The 17,549-nt window shown below is 51.1% G+C and carries 17 protein-coding genes; 11 read left to right on the top strand and 6 right to left on the bottom strand.

All coding sequences use genetic code 11. The features are described from left to right. Positions 1–3 precede the first annotated feature (3 nt). The 5 genes from EHSB41UT_RS08250 to EHSB41UT_RS08270 form a co-directional block, all read right to left on the bottom strand. Positions 4–582, bottom strand: a complete 579-nt coding sequence (locus EHSB41UT_RS08250) for a hypothetical protein (RefSeq protein WP_165767189.1) — start codon at positions 580–582, stop codon at positions 4–6. An 8-nt stretch (positions 583–590) separates the two neighbouring features. Then, positions 591–1,952, bottom strand: coding sequence for a hypothetical protein (locus EHSB41UT_RS08255; RefSeq protein ID WP_087108648.1), 1,362 nt, complete (start codon positions 1,950–1,952; stop codon positions 591–593). Continuing rightward, a complete protein-coding gene (locus tag EHSB41UT_RS08260) occupies positions 1,946–2,911 on the bottom strand; it encodes a hypothetical protein (RefSeq protein WP_133060443.1) in 966 nt (321 codons plus the stop codon). The genes EHSB41UT_RS08255 and EHSB41UT_RS08260 overlap by 7 nt, the downstream gene beginning before the upstream one ends. 296 nt (positions 2,912–3,207) lie before the next feature. Continuing rightward, the gene (gene rlmM, locus EHSB41UT_RS08265) at positions 3,208–4,290 is read right to left on the bottom strand and encodes a 23S rRNA (cytidine(2498)-2'-O)-methyltransferase RlmM (protein WP_087109012.1); all 1,083 of its coding nucleotides are present in this window, start codon (positions 4,288–4,290) and stop codon (positions 3,208–3,210) included. A gap of 92 nt (positions 4,291–4,382) precedes the next feature. Next, positions 4,383–5,156: a hypothetical protein gene (locus EHSB41UT_RS08270; protein WP_133060444.1), complete on the bottom strand. Its 774-nt coding sequence runs from the start codon at positions 5,154–5,156 to the stop codon at positions 4,383–4,385. Between the two features lie 72 nt (positions 5,157–5,228). Between EHSB41UT_RS08270 and EHSB41UT_RS08275 the strand changes: the two genes are divergently transcribed. Further along, positions 5,229–5,864 carry an alpha/beta family hydrolase gene (locus EHSB41UT_RS08275; RefSeq protein WP_087108654.1) on the top strand — a complete coding sequence of 212 codons (636 nt, stop codon included), beginning with the start codon at positions 5,229–5,231 and terminating at the stop codon, positions 5,862–5,864. Here EHSB41UT_RS08275 and EHSB41UT_RS08280 read toward each other — a convergent pair. After that, positions 5,861–6,904 carry a hypothetical protein gene (locus EHSB41UT_RS08280; RefSeq protein WP_133060445.1) on the bottom strand — a complete coding sequence of 348 codons (1,044 nt, stop codon included), beginning with the start codon at positions 6,902–6,904 and terminating at the stop codon, positions 5,861–5,863. The genes EHSB41UT_RS08275 and EHSB41UT_RS08280 overlap by 4 nt on opposite strands. A 430-nt stretch (positions 6,905–7,334) precedes the next feature. Between EHSB41UT_RS08280 and ccoN the strand changes: the two genes are divergently transcribed. The 10 genes from ccoN (at position 7,335) to EHSB41UT_RS08330 (ending at position 17,353) form a co-directional block, all read left to right on the top strand. Then, positions 7,335–8,756 (top strand): cytochrome-c oxidase, cbb3-type subunit I, encoded by a 1,422-nt coding sequence (gene ccoN / locus EHSB41UT_RS08285; RefSeq protein WP_087108658.1) that lies wholly within the window; start codon positions 7,335–7,337, stop codon positions 8,754–8,756. Between the two features lie 17 nt (positions 8,757–8,773). Next, positions 8,774–9,382 carry a cytochrome-c oxidase, cbb3-type subunit II gene (gene ccoO / locus EHSB41UT_RS08290; RefSeq protein WP_207626604.1) on the top strand — a complete coding sequence of 203 codons (609 nt, stop codon included), beginning with the start codon at positions 8,774–8,776 and terminating at the stop codon, positions 9,380–9,382. Between the two features lie 8 nt (positions 9,383–9,390). Then, on the top strand, positions 9,391–9,591 hold the full coding sequence (locus EHSB41UT_RS08295; RefSeq protein WP_087108662.1) for a cbb3-type cytochrome oxidase subunit 3: 201 nt from the start codon (positions 9,391–9,393) through the stop codon (positions 9,589–9,591). Beyond that, positions 9,584–10,495, top strand: a complete 912-nt coding sequence (gene ccoP / locus EHSB41UT_RS08300; RefSeq protein WP_087108664.1) for a cytochrome-c oxidase, cbb3-type subunit III — start codon at positions 9,584–9,586, stop codon at positions 10,493–10,495. The genes EHSB41UT_RS08295 and ccoP overlap by 8 nt, the downstream gene beginning before the upstream one ends. A gap of 163 nt (positions 10,496–10,658) precedes the next feature. After that, on the top strand, positions 10,659–12,089 hold the full coding sequence (ccoG, locus tag EHSB41UT_RS08305; protein WP_242667264.1) for a cytochrome c oxidase accessory protein CcoG: 1,431 nt from the start codon (positions 10,659–10,661) through the stop codon (positions 12,087–12,089). Between the two features lie 5 nt (positions 12,090–12,094). Then, positions 12,095–12,676 (top strand): FixH family protein, encoded by a 582-nt coding sequence (locus EHSB41UT_RS08310; protein ID WP_087108665.1) that lies wholly within the window; start codon positions 12,095–12,097, stop codon positions 12,674–12,676. Positions 12,677–12,708: 32 nt separating this feature from the next. Then, complete coding sequence (locus EHSB41UT_RS08315) at positions 12,709–15,132, top strand: heavy metal translocating P-type ATPase (protein WP_087108666.1); 2,424 nt, start codon at positions 12,709–12,711, stop codon at positions 15,130–15,132. Further along, positions 15,125–15,340 (top strand): cbb3-type cytochrome oxidase assembly protein CcoS, encoded by a 216-nt coding sequence (gene ccoS, locus EHSB41UT_RS08320; RefSeq protein WP_087108668.1) that lies wholly within the window; start codon positions 15,125–15,127, stop codon positions 15,338–15,340. Before EHSB41UT_RS08315 ends, ccoS begins: the two co-directional genes overlap by 8 nt. A 40-nt stretch (positions 15,341–15,380) precedes the next feature. Further along, positions 15,381–16,220 carry a sulfite exporter TauE/SafE family protein gene (locus EHSB41UT_RS08325; protein WP_087108670.1) on the top strand — a complete coding sequence of 280 codons (840 nt, stop codon included), beginning with the start codon at positions 15,381–15,383 and terminating at the stop codon, positions 16,218–16,220. A gap of 83 nt (positions 16,221–16,303) precedes the next feature. Further along, positions 16,304–17,353: a hypothetical protein gene (locus tag EHSB41UT_RS08330; protein ID WP_087108671.1), complete on the top strand. Its 1,050-nt coding sequence runs from the start codon at positions 16,304–16,306 to the stop codon at positions 17,351–17,353. Positions 17,354–17,549: the final 196 nt, after the last annotated feature.

Here is a 17,549-nt window from a genome sequence, read left to right on the forward strand (position 1 = left end):
CGATTAGTCGGTAGGGAAGATCAACAAATTACCTTGCCCTACAACATCACCATCAATAGAAAGTGACAATATATCGGTTTGCTTGAAGCCAACCGCTTCCGGATTATCATGAGTTGCTGTCGCATAGGTATAGCTGAGCTGGTTGTAACGAATTTTGTTACTCATTTGTACCTTGAGAACATTAACCGGAGTACCGTTATTATCCACCTCTTCAGTGGAGATCCTCATCGGCGCACCACCTTCGATGCTTTCACCAAATTCGATTCCACCTTTCAGATTGTCATAAACCACCCAGCCCTCATTTTCTCCTGCCTTCATGGCAACCCGGGCACCACAGCGTTTCTCATCATTGACAACATATCCCGAGCATCCGACTCCCGTTAAAGCTCCGGTTTCTTCATCTCGCCCCAAGTCCCACTTAGGTCCGCCAAAGGCGTTAATCTCAAATTTCCCTGACAGCTCAATGCCACCTTGTCCAGAATATGTACCTAAAGCCTCATCACTCATTTCTTCTTTTGCATGCGCATAATACGAAAACGAAAAGATTATAATAATAAAAAAGTCTAAAAACTTATTCATCATATATCCCATCAAAGATCAAACGATTGAACATTAAGATACTGAATCATGAGACCTTCAATCTTTGAAGATCCTAACGACAATCCTCCAGTTGGCAAACCTATATCACTTGTTCGACTACCACCTATCATCAAATCATTAATATAAATACTTGATTTCGCATATTGATCATTCGGATCATACTCAGAATCTGCTCCAGACTGTACCGCACGATAGAAGGCCTCATGTTCATTTTTTATAGACCTGACAGTAACATTAAAATTACCATCTTCATCAACTGCAAAATCAACAGGCTGTATATCCCCTGTACCCAAATACAAATCCGCAAGAAATGATGAAACATATACACCAGCATCTGCCTGAGATGCTGGAGTGTTACACGTAGAAGTCAGATCACATGAGTAAATATCAAGAGTATCTGCATAAATCTTTAAATGAAGATCACCAACAGTATCACCATCATCACTCCACAACCTTAATTTACTGTTTTCTAAAGTAACGCCTGTAGCAGCAATTTGATACACATCATTTCTTTCCACTGTTCCAGATGTAACTGTAAAGCGAAATCTAGCACCAAAACTAGTTCGAGCTATGTCCCCGCCCTGATTCAAACTAATGAGCCCAAGCTGATCATTAAATGGCTTCGAGTCTATAGCTATTTGGGGCTTAGCATCCTCATAGGCTTGTTTAGCCTGTGCAACTTGTCCCTCTTTATTGGGAATCTCTGTATCCTCAAGCTCTTCCACCCTCTGCTCTGCAGCTCTTCTTCTAGACCCACACGTAAAAAAAGTGCAACCACGACCTGCACTATAATCTTCAACTTTTCTTTTTTCTGTTTCCAGTTCCGCTTGCAAATTTATAAGTTCATTTTCCCTATTCATTATCGCATCGACAAAAGATTTGCTGAGCTCAGAAATTTGATCTTTTAAACTCTTGGCAGTTGCTACCCTTTGGACAAAATCACCAGTTAAAAATGAGTTGGATGTTATATTATCAACACCACTGTACTTGGGTGTTGTAATGGCTAAAGCAGTATTGGTTCCAACATCAACAATATCAACCTCATAAGGTGATGATATTCTGCCCAAACTCACTGGAGTAACTCCATGAACCCCTGTCTGGTCTTTTGGAATTGATCCTTGACCACCGATGTAGACACCTTCTACCTGAATACCTTCATCATTACTAGTTCCCTCTATACCAGTAATCTTAATTTCAGCATCCGAGGCATCGTAAACCAGCTCCTCAAATACCAAGCCAACTCCAGCGCCACTCAACTCGGAAAGCTCATCATCAGTGATACTCTCAAGCGCCATCGCAGGAAAACTTAAAGCCATCCCCAACAAGATAAATTTATGACATTCTGTCAACATGTTTCGGCACCATTAAAGCAGGTTAAAACACGTTTAAATCCTTCCTCAGCTTCCTCTAAGTTGACCTGTAATCCTGATGGAATATTCATAAAAGCGCCACTCAAAGCCTTAACATACTGATCCACATCTGGAGACTCTCTCCAATCTACAGTTTCAGACTGAAAACCGAGGAAAATCCCCTCAGCCATTTGAGAATTTGGATTAAAAGTATGATCTTCATTAAACGTCCCAGCGATAGGCAAGCTTCTATATGTACTTAAATCAAAACAGGTATTGGTATTGGTCAAGCTTGTTGAACAATCATTAACTGTTAGCGTCGTATCAATCCCAAAAACCGTTGCCAAAACCACCTGTCCATTTGCCAGACCTATTTTTGTTGAACGTACAGAATCCCTTGAACCATTATTTGAAACGAGTTCAGCATTAGAGTCGACTCTTGCCCCCAAACCAAAAGCATTATCATCTTCGAGTTTCACATTAATTTTACCTGTCAGTGATTTGATATCTCCTGACAAAATACCTCTTGCCCCACCAAAGCCCAGTCGAAACCCAACTAAATCAGTTCCGTCATAAGCAAAGTCAAGATAAGGGCTGTCTATTTCAAAGGGAACGATTTCACCATTTTCAATGGCCCCTAGGGCAAAATTATCAATTTCAATGTCCGACGACCCTGCAACCTCCCCAGTTCGCTCGTACTTACCCAGCTCTAATTTATCAATATTGAGGAGAGCTTCGGCTTTTAGTCCCAAATTCACCCTGGTGAACTGAAGATTTTGATCTGATGACGGAGCTGATTCATACGTTTCCATGGATACAAATGCCTGCCCAGTCATCTCCCCCAGCTCATCGTCATTCAATGATTCAAGTGCTGAAAATGATAATGGAGAAAAAGCCGCAAGCGCCCCTATAAGAGCAAAACGAGAAAGACGTCGTACAACCGGAAATTTGGGAAAAGTCATAGCAGATTTCTTTCTTATTATATTTATATGAAAGCCACTATATCTGAGCTTTTTCTTTCCTTTCAACTAAAAAGCCTACAAAAACAAGAGATTGGAACAATCGTTCAAGAACGTTCGTACCAGTAAATTAGGCTTTTATTTTTCCAATGACTTTACCGCCTCAACCATCCGTCACGAGGGTAATTATTTAGCCGTAGATAAAAGGCACACAGTCATAAGAGCCAATCGCGTTTTTACCCCAAATTAAGTGCCAAAGAACATCGGCACTTAATCATTCAGGCAGGTCTTAATAAAACTTAGCGAATACGTTCGCCAATGGCATGCACAGTGACTTCTTCCCGATCATGGAACAACTGCTTGCACTTGAGCGTTACCTTCAAATCACGCTCCAGACACATTTCTTCAATCTTCTCCAACGCTTCTTGCACCGCCATCCAGCGCTGTTTCATTGGCAGCTTAAGATTAAAGATCGCTTCCCGGCACCAGCGGTGGGCCAGCCAGCGGCCCATCAGTTCGGCAGAGCGGGCCGGCTTGTCGACAATATCGCATACCATCCAGTCCACCCGTTTTTCCGGTTTAAAGGTAAAAGCATCTTCAGTGCGATGGGTAACCTGCCCACTTTCCATCAGGTCTTTATTCATTGGTCCGTTATCAACTGCGGTTACCATCATAGAGCGATTCACCAACTGCCAGGTCCAGCCGCCTGGTGCAGCACCAAGATCTACAGCTTTCATACCCGGTGCCAGTCGTTCATCCCACTCGTCTGCTGGAACAAAGTAGTGAAAAGCTTCTTCCAGCTTCAGGGTAGAACGACTTGGGGCAGTTTTCGGGAACTTCAGGCGCAGAATACCGCCCGGCCACGGGCTACTGTTGCGGGTATCCGTGGTGCCAATATACACATTGGAGGAATCCAGAAAGAAACAATGCAGCCTTGGAATCTTGGCGTTCGGTTTATCAGTCAGCAGCCCCTTCTTGCGCAGCGTCTGGCGCAGTGGGTTTATAAACTTCTTGCAGAAGCCGGAGAGTTCCTTGGCCTCATTGGTATCCGCCGTTTCCAGAATAAGATCACCGCAACGCGGTAAGTCGTGCTCGGCAAAAGCCTCAAGGATAGGGCCAATTCGGTCCCCCTGAGGCAAATCGTTAATTAGCGGAACAGCGGCACACCACTGACGGGCAAAGATCAGATTGTCGAAGCTCAGCCGGTTCATCAGCTGACGAGCACCATCGTCTTCCTGAGTGATATAAACGACATAGCCACTGTTGGCCTTGGTTTTTACATAACCGTAAACACCCGCCTCGGCAGCCTTATCCTGAATTTCGCCAGCCATATCCGATTCAAAACCGGGGCGGCAATAGAGAAGAAGATGATTACGGGACATGGCAGCTTCACACAACTCAGAGTCAAAAACGGCGGTTATTCTATGCGCCCCCTGCACCAATCACCACCGTTTGCGAATATTCCAGTTCCATATCAACCAACAGGCTGCTCCAGACTATCTGACACAACCTCCTCAACAGCCACAGAGTCTTCGGCCTCAACCGTATAAATATCCAGACCGCTTTGCTTGTTCTGCCCCTGATAACGCATGCTGGCGGGAACCTCTGCATACTTACGCGCTTCGGCTGCCTGTTGTGCCACCCGCTCTCGCAACCCGACCATGGCTTCCGGATGCAGACAGCCCAGATAGTCGTACCAGACCACCTGCCAGCGCAGCACAGCGGAAGACTGACTGCTGACGATGGCATCCTGTTGAATCGCCGTCATCAACCAGTCTTCATCCTTATCCATCAGTTCCTTGTTCAGACACAGCCGATTATGGGTGTTGCAATACACCTTCCAGGCTTCGGCAACATCTGCGCCGTAGGCTCGCTGAATAGAGGCCGCCTGTCGCGGTTTGATCACAAAGTCCCAGTCACTGCGCTTTAGCCCCAGCAACTGCATGCGCTTTACCAGCCAAAACTCTTGAGACAGCCGAAGTCTTTCCGGCTCAGGAAGCTCGTCTGGAAAACCATTCCGGCGACATCGTCTATTCATTACGGAGGTGCGGGGAATATTAACAATATGCCGGCCAGTAACAGGCCATTCAAACGGTCGGTAGGTGACTGTTATTTCCCAGCGGTAGCGCACCAACAGCGGTGATCGATCGCGCTCAGAGTCATCCCCAAGAGACTGGTTCTGCACAGCCCTGAGCTTGCCGCCTGAGGTTGTCACCATCATAAAAATCACCAAGCAGGAATCATCCATCTCCTTGGATAAGTAAATTCTGGTAAAGTTGCCCACCAATAAATTTGATAACGCTATTGTTAGCCCTGCTGCATGAATAACATTCTCTGGAACCGGGCCGAGCAGCCTGTAGCCACTCTGATTCTCGCCCATGGTGCCGGTGCGCCGATGGACAGCACCTTTATGGAGACCATGGCGGAACGTCTGTGCCGACAAGGGATTACTGTTGCGCGTTTTGAATTTGCCTATATGGCTGAGCGCCGGGTAACAGGGAAAAAGCGCCCCCCAGAGAAGGCCGAAAAGCTAATCCCCCAATGGCTGGATATTATCGAGCACATTAAAGCCGAGTCTGCTGGCATGCCACTCTTTATCGGCGGCAAATCCATGGGAGGTCGCATGGCTTCATTGGCCGCCAAGGAGCAGCCTGAGGGTATCCATGGTGTTATCTGTCTGGGTTATCCCTTCTATGCCATTGGCAAACCAGAGAAGCCGCGAACAGCGCATTTACTGGAATACCCTCTGCCCGTACTTATGGTTCAGGGTGAGCGGGACACCATGGGCGATTTTGAAACGGTGATGGAATATAAGCTGGCGCCCAGCATCCAGATTCAATGGCTGCCGGATGGCAACCATGATCTCAAACCAAGAAAAGCATCCGGGTTTGATTATGAGCACCACCTCAATACCACAACCCGGGCTATTAAAAATTTTATCAATACTGAAGATTAAGAGTTGATGTCCAGATTACCTTGTAACAGTGCCATCAGTTCCTCAACCGCCTTGTCTTCTTTTCTGGTCGCTTTAAGATCCTGAAGATAAAGCGTCCAGACCTGACCCTGCTTCAGAGTTTGCGGTGTAAGGCTGCGTACTGGTGAACTGATTTCATCATTATGCAGTGGCAAACAGCCACGTAAGGTCCCCAGCCTCTCAGCACTGCGCTGCTGCCCTCCGGGAGCCACCATCATTTTCATCAGGGACAGCAGATTATCGAGATAACTCTGCTGCTGTTCCGCCGTGGCCCGATCCAGCTGATAAAGCTGGAAATGCCCACGAGCATCCAGATTCAGATAATGAAATGCCTGTCGGTTCTGATCGTCTAACTGAGCACTCAGGTGGTGACGAAAGATCGCGGCACGAGCAATCATGCGCACCATCAACCAGTGATCGTGCTTTTTTACGCAGGAGGGGCGGTACATATCCTGGAATTGGCTGTGAGTTCTCTCCAGAGACTCTTCCATAACGGCCATACCCATCGATGAATCCGCCATCAAGTCAAACCCGGTCAGCAGGAAAATAATCATGCATCCCTCAGGGCTACTGTCCATCGCTTCCAGATAATGCACCCTTACGGCAACCGGGCTGCCACCTTCAAGAATCTGACAGACCAGCTCTGTAGCCTTGGCATAATCTTCAGATCTGGCCGAATCCAGCAATTGATCCAGCACCTCATTCACCTCAGGGTTCAGGTGCTCTTTAAACCGCAAAGAGCCTGTTGCAGTCGTAGCCGAAGACAAAAGAGCCCGGGATGGCTGATCGGAAACACGAAGCCTGTGAGGAGAGCGGGAACGATAGTTCTCTCGGCGGTCAGGAGAGGGAGAACAGCTGCTATCGGATTCACTGCCACTGAAATAGCGTTGTCCAGGATGGGCCCTGCGAGTTCTGCGGCCACTCCGGGTACGGGGTCGACTGGGGCGGAAACTCCACTCCACTTGACCCATTACACCATAATTCTGGCTACGCCCGCCCTGACTCAGCTCCCGTGTATCCATAGCTCGTCTCCCACTTCCAAAGTCGATAAACAGGAGTTTGACCCTAACTGCGCACCAACTGCAGAAAGCCGTTCTGACAAGAGTGTTACCAATAGGAGAAAAGAGTGCAGCCATCAGGCTTGAAGAATCGCAGTAATACCGACAATGCGCTTGCGTATAGACACCTACATTCTGGTATGATGGCGCCGCCATAGGAGTTGGTGGCATGTATTGTTCGCAAACATCACCATACACACCGCAATAATAAAAATAATTTAGGTCGTGTGCTCCATAGGGGCCAGAGAGCCCCAGGACGACCGGGAAATCATCGGTTTTTCAATGTAAAGATAGTGTAAATGACCAGACATTGATCTGTGTCATTGTCGGCTATCTACGCATTCCCGATACTTTATTTCGGTTTACCCGTACAACCGCAATCGTGGATCGCGAAATGAGCACTGCAACGAACACACACTACAACTACAAAGTGGTTCGCCAGTTTGCTGTGATGACGGTGATTTGGGGGATAGTCGGCATGGTCGTCGGCCTCTTCATCGCTGCCCAGCTGGTTTGGCCCGAACTGAATTTTGAACCTTACCTGACATTTGGACGCTTAAGACCACTGCACACCAATGCGGTGATTTTTGCATTTGGGGGCTCGGCATTGTTTGCCACTTCCTACTACGTCGTTCAGAGAACCTGTCAGGCCCGCCTGCTCTCTGATGGTCTGGCGGCCTTTACCTTCTGGGGCTGGAACCTGGTTATCGTTCTGGCGGCCATCACCCTGCCGCTGGGCATGACATCCTCCAAGGAGTACGCCGAGTTGGAGTGGCCAATCGATATCCTGATTGCCATTGTCTGGGTGGTGTATGCGATTGTCTTCTTCGGCACCATCATGAAGCGCAAGACCAAGCACATTTATGTGGCTAACTGGTTCTACGGCGCCTTCATCATCACCATTGCCATTCTGCATATCGTGAACAACGCCGAGATTCCGGTCACCCTGTTCAAGTCCTACTCCGCCTACTCCGGCGCGATGGATGCGACTATTCAGTGGTGGTACGGACACAACGCCGTAGGCTTCTTCCTGACTGCCGGCTTCCTGGGCATGATGTACTACTTCGTACCCAAGCAGGCTGAGCGTCCGGTTTACTCCTACCGTCTGTCTATCGTGCATTTCTGGGCACTGATCGCGATCTACATCTGGGCAGGTCCTCACCACCTGCACTACACCGCGCTGCCAGACTGGGCACAGAGCCTGGGTATGATTATGTCCCTGATCCTGCTGGCTCCATCCTGGGGTGGCATGATCAACGGTGTTATGACTCTGTCCGGTGCATGGCACAAACTGCGTACTGACCCAATCCTTCGCTTCCTGGTTGTTTCTCTGTCCTTCTACGGTATGTCCACCTTTGAAGGCCCGATGATGGCGATCAAGACTGTGAACGCTCTCTCTCACTACACCGACTGGACGATCGGTCACGTTCACTCCGGCGCACTGGGCTGGGTTGCCATGGTTTCCATCGGTGCCATGTACCACCTGATCCCGAAAGTCTTCGGTCGTGAAGCCATGTACAGCACCAGCCTGATCAACACCCACTTCTGGCTGGCCACTATCGGCACCGTTCTGTACATCGTCTCCATGTGGGTTAACGGCATCACTCAGGGTCTGATGTGGCAGGCTGTTAACGCTGACGGCACCCTGCAGTACAGCTTCATTGAATCCGTACAGGCCAGCTCTACCGGTTACATCGTACGTCTGATTGGTGGTGGCTTCTTCGTACTGGGTATGTTCGTCATGCTGTACAACGTCTGGCAGACAGTTCGCGGCACCAACGCCGAAGAAGTCAAAGCTGCTGCGGCCATGGCGTAAGGGAGGAAACGAACATGCTGAATCACGAAATATTCGAGAAAAACATTGGCCTGATGGTCGTTGGCGTGATCTTCGCCATCAGCTTCGGTGGCCTGGTAGAGATCGTTCCTCTGTTCAACCTGAAGGAAACCACTGAGCCGGTTGAAGGCCTGAAGCCTTACACCGCTCTGGAACTGGAAGGCCGTGATGTCTACATCAAGGAAGGCTGCGTAGGCTGCCACTCCCAGATGATCCGTCCTCTGCGTGCCGAGGTTGAGCGCTACGGTCACTACTCCGTAGCCGGTGAGTCTGTATATGACTATCCGTTCCTGTGGGGCTCCAAGCGTACCGGTCCTGATCTGGCCCGTGTTGGCCAGCGTTACTCCGACGAATGGCACCGCGCTCACCTGATCAACCCTCGTGATGTCGTGCCTGCGTCCATCATGCCGGCCTACCCGCATCTGAGCGAAAACCTGATCGACAGCTCGGTCACGCCGAAGAAGCTGCAGGCTCTGAAAACTCTGGGTGTCCCTTACACCGAAGAGCAGATCGCCAGCGCCTCTTCCGATGTTCAGGGCAAGACCGAAATGGATGCTCTGATCGCTTACCTGCAGGGTCTGGGCACCGCTCTGACCCAGAAGCGCTGAGGTGAGTTATGGACTTTGACATAAACACTCTGCGCGGTCTGGCTACGGTTCTTTGCATGGCAGCCTTTATTGGCGTCGTGCTGTGGGCCTACAGCGAACGTAAGAGCAAGGATTTTGATGAAGCTGCCAGTCTGCCCTTTGCAGATGAAGACAAGTTGTCCCAAAGCGGCGCGAGCATAAACAATAAGAAGGAGGCGCAACATGTCTAGCTTCTGGAGTGGCTGGGTCCTCGTTCTGACCCTCGCCTGTCTGGCATTAGTCGTATTTGTGCTGTTCTCCACCTGGAAGGTCCAGCGCAAGGACACCACCGAAGACACAGTTGGCCACGAGTTTGACGGTATCACCGAGTACGACAACCCGATGCCTATGTGGTGGATCGGTCTGTTCCTCGGCACGCTGATCTTTGGTGCGGTTTACCTGGTTCTGTACCCGGGCATCTGGCCTGGCAAGTTCGACGGTATCCTGGGATGGTCTTCTACTGGTGAGCTGAAAGCTGACCAGGAAAAGCATGCCCGCCAGTACCAGCCGATCTTTGAACAGTACGCGGCCACCAGCATTGAAGAGCTGCAGGAAAACCCGAAAGCTCTGGCTATGGGTAAGCGGATCTTCCTGAACAACTGCGCTCTGTGTCACGGCAGTGATGCCGGCGGTGCCTTTGGTTTCCCACAGCTGACCGACCACGACTGGCTCTGGGGCGGCAGCCCGGATGAGATCAAGATGTCTGTTCTCAATGGTCGTAACGGCCAGATGCCAGCCTGGGGCCCGGTTCTGGGTGACAAGGGTGTGCGTGATGTGGCCTCTTATGTCCGCAGCATGAGCGGCCTGGACGTGAAGGCCGACCAGAGTGCTCTGGATAACGGTAAAGCCCTGTACGCCACCACTTGTGCTGTGTGTCACGGTAACGAAGGTAAGGGCAACAAGATGTTTGGTGCACCTAACCTGACCGACGACACTTGGCTCTATGGCAACAGCCAGACTCTGGTGGAATACACCATCCGTAAGGGTCGTAACGGTGTAATGCCTCCATGGAACGAAGTACTGGGCCCTGAAAAGGTTCACCTGGTATCTGCTTACGTTTACAGCCTCTCTCAGGAAGAGAAAGCTGCCGAGTAAGCTGCTGAACCGAAACGGCAGACAGTCCTTTGGACTGTCTGCCATCAAAAACAACCCATACCATTGCCAAGAAAGCCACAATTCACACTCTCCCCAGCCCTATAACATAACAATATTCAAAAGCGTCGAGAGCCTGGATTGCACAAGTTGAGGATCAGCGGACGTGAGCAAGCCCGAGCGCCAGCCAGACGATCACAATAAAATGTCCCGAAATGATCCGGACATTATTGAAACGGTCAGCCTTTACCAGAGCCGTGAAAAAATTTATGTACGCGCCTTTGAAGGCTTCTACCGCAATCTGCGCAACTACGGTGGTGCCCTGCTGTTCCTGATCTACTTCGGAACCGTATGGCTGACCTGGGGTGACCGTCAGGCCATCCTCTGGGATCTCGGCACCCGCCAGTTTCATATTTTTAGCGAAACCTTTTTGCCTCAGGACTTTATTCTGCTGTCCTGGATGTTAATTATTTGCGCCTTCGGCCTGTTCTTTATCACCGTACTGGCCGGACGCGTATGGTGTGGTTTTACCTGCCCGCAAAGCGTATTTACCTGGGTGTTTATCTGGGTCGAGAAGATCACCGAGGGTGATCGCAACAAGCGTATGCGTCTCGACAAAGCCCCCATGAGTCTGAACAAGTTTTTCCGCAAGTTTGCCAAGCACCTGATCTGGCTGCTGATCTCTATGGCCGTAGGTATCACCTTTGTTGGTTACTTCACCCCGATTCGGGAACTGGTGGGTGATCTGGTCACTCTGGAAGCTTCCGGCTGGGCCCTGTTCTGGGTGGGCTTCTTTACCCTCGCAACCTACGGCAATGCCGGCTGGCTGCGGGAACAGGTCTGCATTTATATGTGTCCATACGCCCGTTTCCAGAGCGTCATGTACGACCGTGACACCCTTACCGTTCACTACGATACTGCTCGCGGTGAGAGCCGTGGCCCACGTAAGCGCAATGCTGATCCCAAAGAGCTGGGCATTGGTGACTGCATCGACTGCAACCTGTGTGTGCACGTGTGTCCAACCGGTATCGATATTCGTGATGGTATGCAGTACGAGTGCATCAGCTGCGGTGCCTGTGCCGACGCCTGTAACGGCATCATGGACAAGATGGGTTACGAGAAGAACCTGATTTCCTACACCAGCGAGAATGCCCTGGAGGGTAACAAGTCTCCTCTGCTGCGTCCGCGTCTGATCGGTTACTTTATCGCCCTGTGTGTGATTACCGGCATGTTCCTGTACACCCTGACACAGCGTTCCATGCTGGAACTGGAAGTCCTGCGTGATCGTCAAAGCCTGTACAGCATGAACAGCGCCGGGCAGATCGAGAACGTTTATACCCTGAAGCTGGTGAACAAAACCCAGCAGCCTGTGGATCTCAAAATCTCCGTAGAAGGTCTGCCGGATGCCACCATCCGGGGTAAGAAAGTATTCACGGCCGAACCAGGAATGGTTGAAAGTCTGCCGATTCGTCTGGCTGTACCAGCTGAAGCCATGACCGGCCAATACAATACGACCATTATCTTCCATGTTGACAGTGTTGCGCCCAACGGCCCACAGGCGACAGTGGAAGGTCGTTTCATTTCTCCCGGGAAATAACAGTTATGACACAAACTTCCCCTCAGCAAGCCAAGCATCACACCAAGAACGGTCCCAACGGTGAACCGTTTACCCGCTGGTATCAGGAGCCGTGGACCTGGGTCATTATTGGCATCATTGTGGTGTCTGTTATTCGCGGGCTTTATCAGGTCTACATCTCGGTGATCAATGCCGACGAAGTGGTCGTAGACGACTACTACAAAGTGGGTAAGGCCATTAACCAGGATCTCAGCCGTGATCGCCGTGCGGCCGAGGCCGGGCTGGAAGCGGTCATCACCCTGCGCAACGGCAACAGCCTGATAGTTGAGATGTCCGGCGTTCAGCAGGAATGGCCGCGCCAGCTGCGCCTGAAGCTGATCCCGGCGATCAAAGGCCAGGAGAAGCAGGAAGTTGCTCTGCTGCAGGCGCCACACAGCCCCATGACATACAGCGGTCAGATTCAGCAGATGCCGGAAGGACGTTTCTATGTCCAACTGGAAACTCTGGATCAGCTAACCCCGGAAGTGGGTTATCTGAGTGGCTGGCGGATTAACCGGGAGGCGCTATTCGAGCCCAACACCCCGGTCACTCTGTCCACGGTCCAATAATCCGGTTCTGCGATGAGCGCATTTGGTGAGTTATGAGCAGTACTTCCCCACACAGCACCAGCTGTTACCACTGCCACCTGCCGATTAACGGCCCTGTTCATTTTCACGCGCTGATTGATGGCGAGGAGCAGCCTATGTGCTGCCCTGGCTGTCAGGCCGTGGCCACCGCCATCGTTGCCGGCGGACTGGACAGCTACTATCGCTATCGTACCGAGCCTGCCCAGCAGGCCGATGTTGCCGACATCCTCAGGGCAGAGTATCTGCTGTACGACCGGAACGATCTGCAGCAGAGTTTTATTCGTGATCTGCCTGATGGAAATAAAGAAGTCCGCCTGCTTATTGAAGGCATTACCTGTTCCGCCTGTATCTGGCTGCTGGAACATCACCTATCTTCTATCGCCGGCGTAAAACACGTCACCGTAAACCTGAGTCAGCATACGGCCACCATCACCTATCACCCGGAAAGCACCAAAGTCAGTGATTTGATGCTGGCGGTGTTGTCTGTTGGCTACAAGGCTCATCCCTGGCGACAGGACAAGCAGGAAGCCCTGCTGGAGAAAGAGAACAAACAGTTTATTCGTCGCTTGGCGGTGGCCGGTATCGGTACCATGCAGGTGATGATGTATGCCATCGCCCTCTATACCGGAGCCGATGAACATTACCGCACCCTGATTCGCTGGGTCAGCGCCCTGCTGGCAACACCAGTCGTATTCTATTCCGCCCAACCATTTTTCCAGGCTGCCTGGCGGGATCTGAGAAACAAACGACCAGGCATGGATGTTCCGGTCTCCATTGCCATTGGTGGAGCCTACATTGCCAGCCTCTGGGCCACCCTTCAGGGCAATGGCGAGATTTATTTTGATTCGGTCAGCATGTTCACTTTCTTTTTGCTGTCCGGACGCTATCTGGAAATGCGGGCCCGCTATAAAACCAGCCATTCTTCCCGCAGCCTGCAAAGCCTGCTGCCGGAAAGCTGCCTGAAGATCAACGCAGAAGGCGAGACAGAAAGAACGGTTCCTGCTGACCTGCAGCCCGGTGACCATATCCGGGTCATGCCAGGGGACAGCATTCCCGCCGATGGCCGGGTTATTTCCGGCACCAGCCCGGTTAATGAATCCGCTCTGACCGGAGAGCATATGCCGGTCAGCCGCACCATTGGTGATCATGTCACTGCCGGAACGCTCAATACCGAAAACGCTCTGGATATTGAGGTTACCCGAACCGGGCAGAACACCCGCCTGGCCGCTATTTCCCGTCTGCTGGAACAGGCGCAATCCGATAAGCCTGCAATTGCTCGCATTGCTGATCGTGTGGCCGGCTGGTTTGTTGGTGCCGTGCTGTTAACGGCAGTGGGCGTTTACTATTACTGGTTCCAGCATGAGCCGGAACATGCTCTGTGGATTGTGTTGTCCGTGCTGGTTGCAACCTGTCCATGCGCCTTGTCTCTGGCAACACCGACGGCACTGACGACAGTCACAGGCTATCTGCAGAGCAAAGGGTTTCTGATCAGCAAAGGCCATGTGCTGGAAGGTCTGCCGCAGATTACCCATGTGATCTTCGACAAGACCGGCACCCTGACCAAAGGTGAACTCAGCATTCAACAGGTTCAGGTTCTGGATACAAGCCGCACTGAAGCCGAATTGCTGGCTCTGGCTGCTGGTCTGGAAGCCCATTCTGAGCATCCGATTGCCAGTGCCTTCCCGGAATCCTCCATAGCCTTTACCGATGTGCGTAATGTCACCGGGCAAGGTCTGGAAGGTCAGCTGGATGGACAGGTCTGGCGTATTGGTAAGCCGGATTTTGCCGTTCCTGAACAGACACCCGCTCTTCCTGATTCCAACCATACCTGGCTGCTGCTGAGCTGCGACAATATGTCACTGGCGTGGTTTGCCCTCGATGATACCCTGCGACCTGAAGCGACAGCTGTTGTACAACAGCTGATTGACAGAGGGCTCAGGGTTGAGCTGTTAAGTGGTGATAATCAGGGCGTTGCCGATCGAATCGGTCAGCAGGCTGGCATTACAGTCTGCACCGGACAGGCGACACCGGATGACAAACTGGAGCGAGTACGGGCGCTGCAGTCTGAAGGAGCCAGAGTGATGATGGTGGGGGATGGTGTTAACGATATTCCGGTACTCGCGGCCGCGAATATCTCTGTCGCCATGAACACCGCTTCCGATCTGGCCCGCACCCATGCCGATGCCCTGTTGCTCTCTGGCGATCTCCGGCAGCTGCCGGAAGGTTTTGAGAAGGCTGTGCAAACCCGTCGCAATATTCGCCAGAATATGGGTTGGGCTCTGGGTTACAACCTGCTGGTTCTGCCTCTGGCAGCCTCCGGCTGGCTGGCTCCCTGGATGGCAGCCATTGGCATGTCTGCCAGTTCCCTGATTGTGGTGGGCAATGCCTTGAGGCTTGCCAAAGTGCGTTCTTCCGAAGGAGAGCACCAGCATGGATAGCCTCTACCTGCTGATTCCCATTGCTATTGTGTTTGTCGCAATTGCTGTCGCTATTTTTTTCTGGGCGGTTGATAACAACCAGTTTGATGATCTTGAAGGTCCGGCTCACAGCATTCTGTTTGATGAGCCCGAGCCAAAATCATCCACGGCTCAATCCAGCCCGGCCAAGAACAACAGTTCGCCTAGTGATAACGATGTTGTGCAGTGATAACGACTTTGCACAGTAATAGCGATAAAGAGAATGAAGTATGACCAGTGAAATCACCCTGACCGCAGCATTCCTGCTGGGCCTGCTGGGGGGCGGCCATTGTGTGGGTATGTGTGGCGGGATTATGTCTGCCCTGAGCATTGGCAGCGGTGGCGACCGCTTCTCTCTGAAGAACATGGGCATTCTGCTCGGCTACAACATCGGACGGATTATCAGCTACAGCATCATGGGTTTGCTGATGGGCACACTCGGCTGGTTCCTAGGTGGGTTCAGCAAAGAAACCAGCATCATGCTGCGAGTCTTTTCCGGCGTTATGCTGATTGCCATGGGCTTCTATCTGGCTGGATGGTGGATGGGGCTGACGGTAATTGAACGGGCCGGGCACAAACTCTGGAAGCGCATTCAACCCAAAGCGTCGTCTATGCTGCCGGTGAACAGTCCGATCAAAGCCATTGGTGTCGGTGCAGTCTGGGGCTGGCTCCCCTGCGGTCTGGTTTACAGCACTCTGGTCTGGGCGGCGGCCAGTTCCAATGCTGTCGATTCGGCATTGCTGATGATGTTCTTTGGCCTGGGTACACTGCCAGTGTTGTTTGTGACCGGTCTGCTGGCCAAACAGATGCAGACTCTTTTGCAAAGTCGGGCGTTCCGCTCCGGAGCCGGCATTCTGGTAATACTGATTGGTATCTGGACCATTCCCGGCCCGCACCAGATGTGGATTATGAAAAATCTGGATTTCTCAGGCCAACCACATCAAATGCATGGCGGTGACCACTCTTCCATGCCAGCCCACAATATGCAGCATGAAGGTATGAAGCATAGCGAGATGAACCATAACAAAATGGAAAAGCCTTCTGTTGATCATTCGGCTATGGGTCACTGATACAAAGCTGCAAACCAAGCCTCTCGGAGAGCAGTCCGCAGAAGAGCATCTATCCTCATGGCTCTCAAAAACAGAGAGCCATCATGAACAGCTACATCACCCCTTCGCCAAAACATATCCTTTGCTGGATAGTGACTGTGTTTCTGTCTGTGGCAACCCTTTCAGCCCAGGCTGGTCATGCCCCCTGCTTCCAGCTGATTGATCTCTATATCCTCGCACTTGAGAACCGTGCAGCCAAACTGGCTGGCTACGCCAATCGGGATGACGTTCCCGTTGAGGACCTGGCGCTGGTTCTTCAGCAGTATCGTGACAGCATTGAACAATTTGGTGGACTCTATGTGGAAAGCGATAAAGTCAATATTCAATCTTTGTCTGACAGCATCCGGAATAACTTTCGGCAACGCCTGAAGGACGACTGGAGCAGCGACGATACACCCTTTACAACATTGCATTTTCAACTGGACGACATCGTCAGCAAGCTGGCATCCCATCTTCATGCCCGACTCGCCACGGGTGATGCCCTGAAAAAACTCTCGCAGCTGGCAAAAAAATACCAGCAAGCCCAGGATCCGGGGGCAGGACCGGAGCCTCTGAACAAAGCGGCTACGACAGATCTTTATCTGGAGTATGAAACACTGGTTAACGAACTATTCCCAGACCTGTATATACAAAGCATGCACCGCTCGCACCAATTACTGCCCGCACTCAATGACTTCCTTATGCGCTCAACCAATGAGTTTCAGGTGGTCATTGTCCCCCAGGAATATTTGTCGGCACGTAGCCACGCACCACAGCCTCCAGCCAGAACTTTTACAATCTCCGGCTGGATGTTGACACACACTGTCTCTCGGGGAGAGGAAAAAAAATTAACACTGCTTTCAAAACTGGACGTCAAACCTACGGATGAGGCTGCGGCTTATATTGATGAGGTGGTCACTATCAAAGGTTCCAGCTTGGTAGAAAAGGGTAGGCGACTACCTCTTCATAAAGTACCACTGCAACATACTGACCCAGATACCGATAAAAACAGATATGTACAAACCATCAACGAGCAGCAGATCAATAGCTTCTCTATGCCGGGCGGACGTTTCGGTATCACCCTGACCTTCACAAAATCCACCAGATCACTTTGATACTCAAACCAGCGAGACATTCAGAATGTCTCGCTGATCAATAAAAATCCAGACGATCAAAACTGCACCTCCATTGATACACATCAAGGCCGCATCCGTATCAATACGTACAATGTCAATCAGTATTTTGTGCAGATGGCTGTTTTTTTGCCCGCACCTGTAAATGAAGCAAATAATCCGCATCCTTATTGCAGGA

It is taken from the genome of Parendozoicomonas haliclonae, assembly GCF_900174585.1.
GTDB classification, from domain to species: Bacteria; Pseudomonadota; Gammaproteobacteria; order Pseudomonadales; family Endozoicomonadaceae; genus Sansalvadorimonas; species Sansalvadorimonas haliclonae.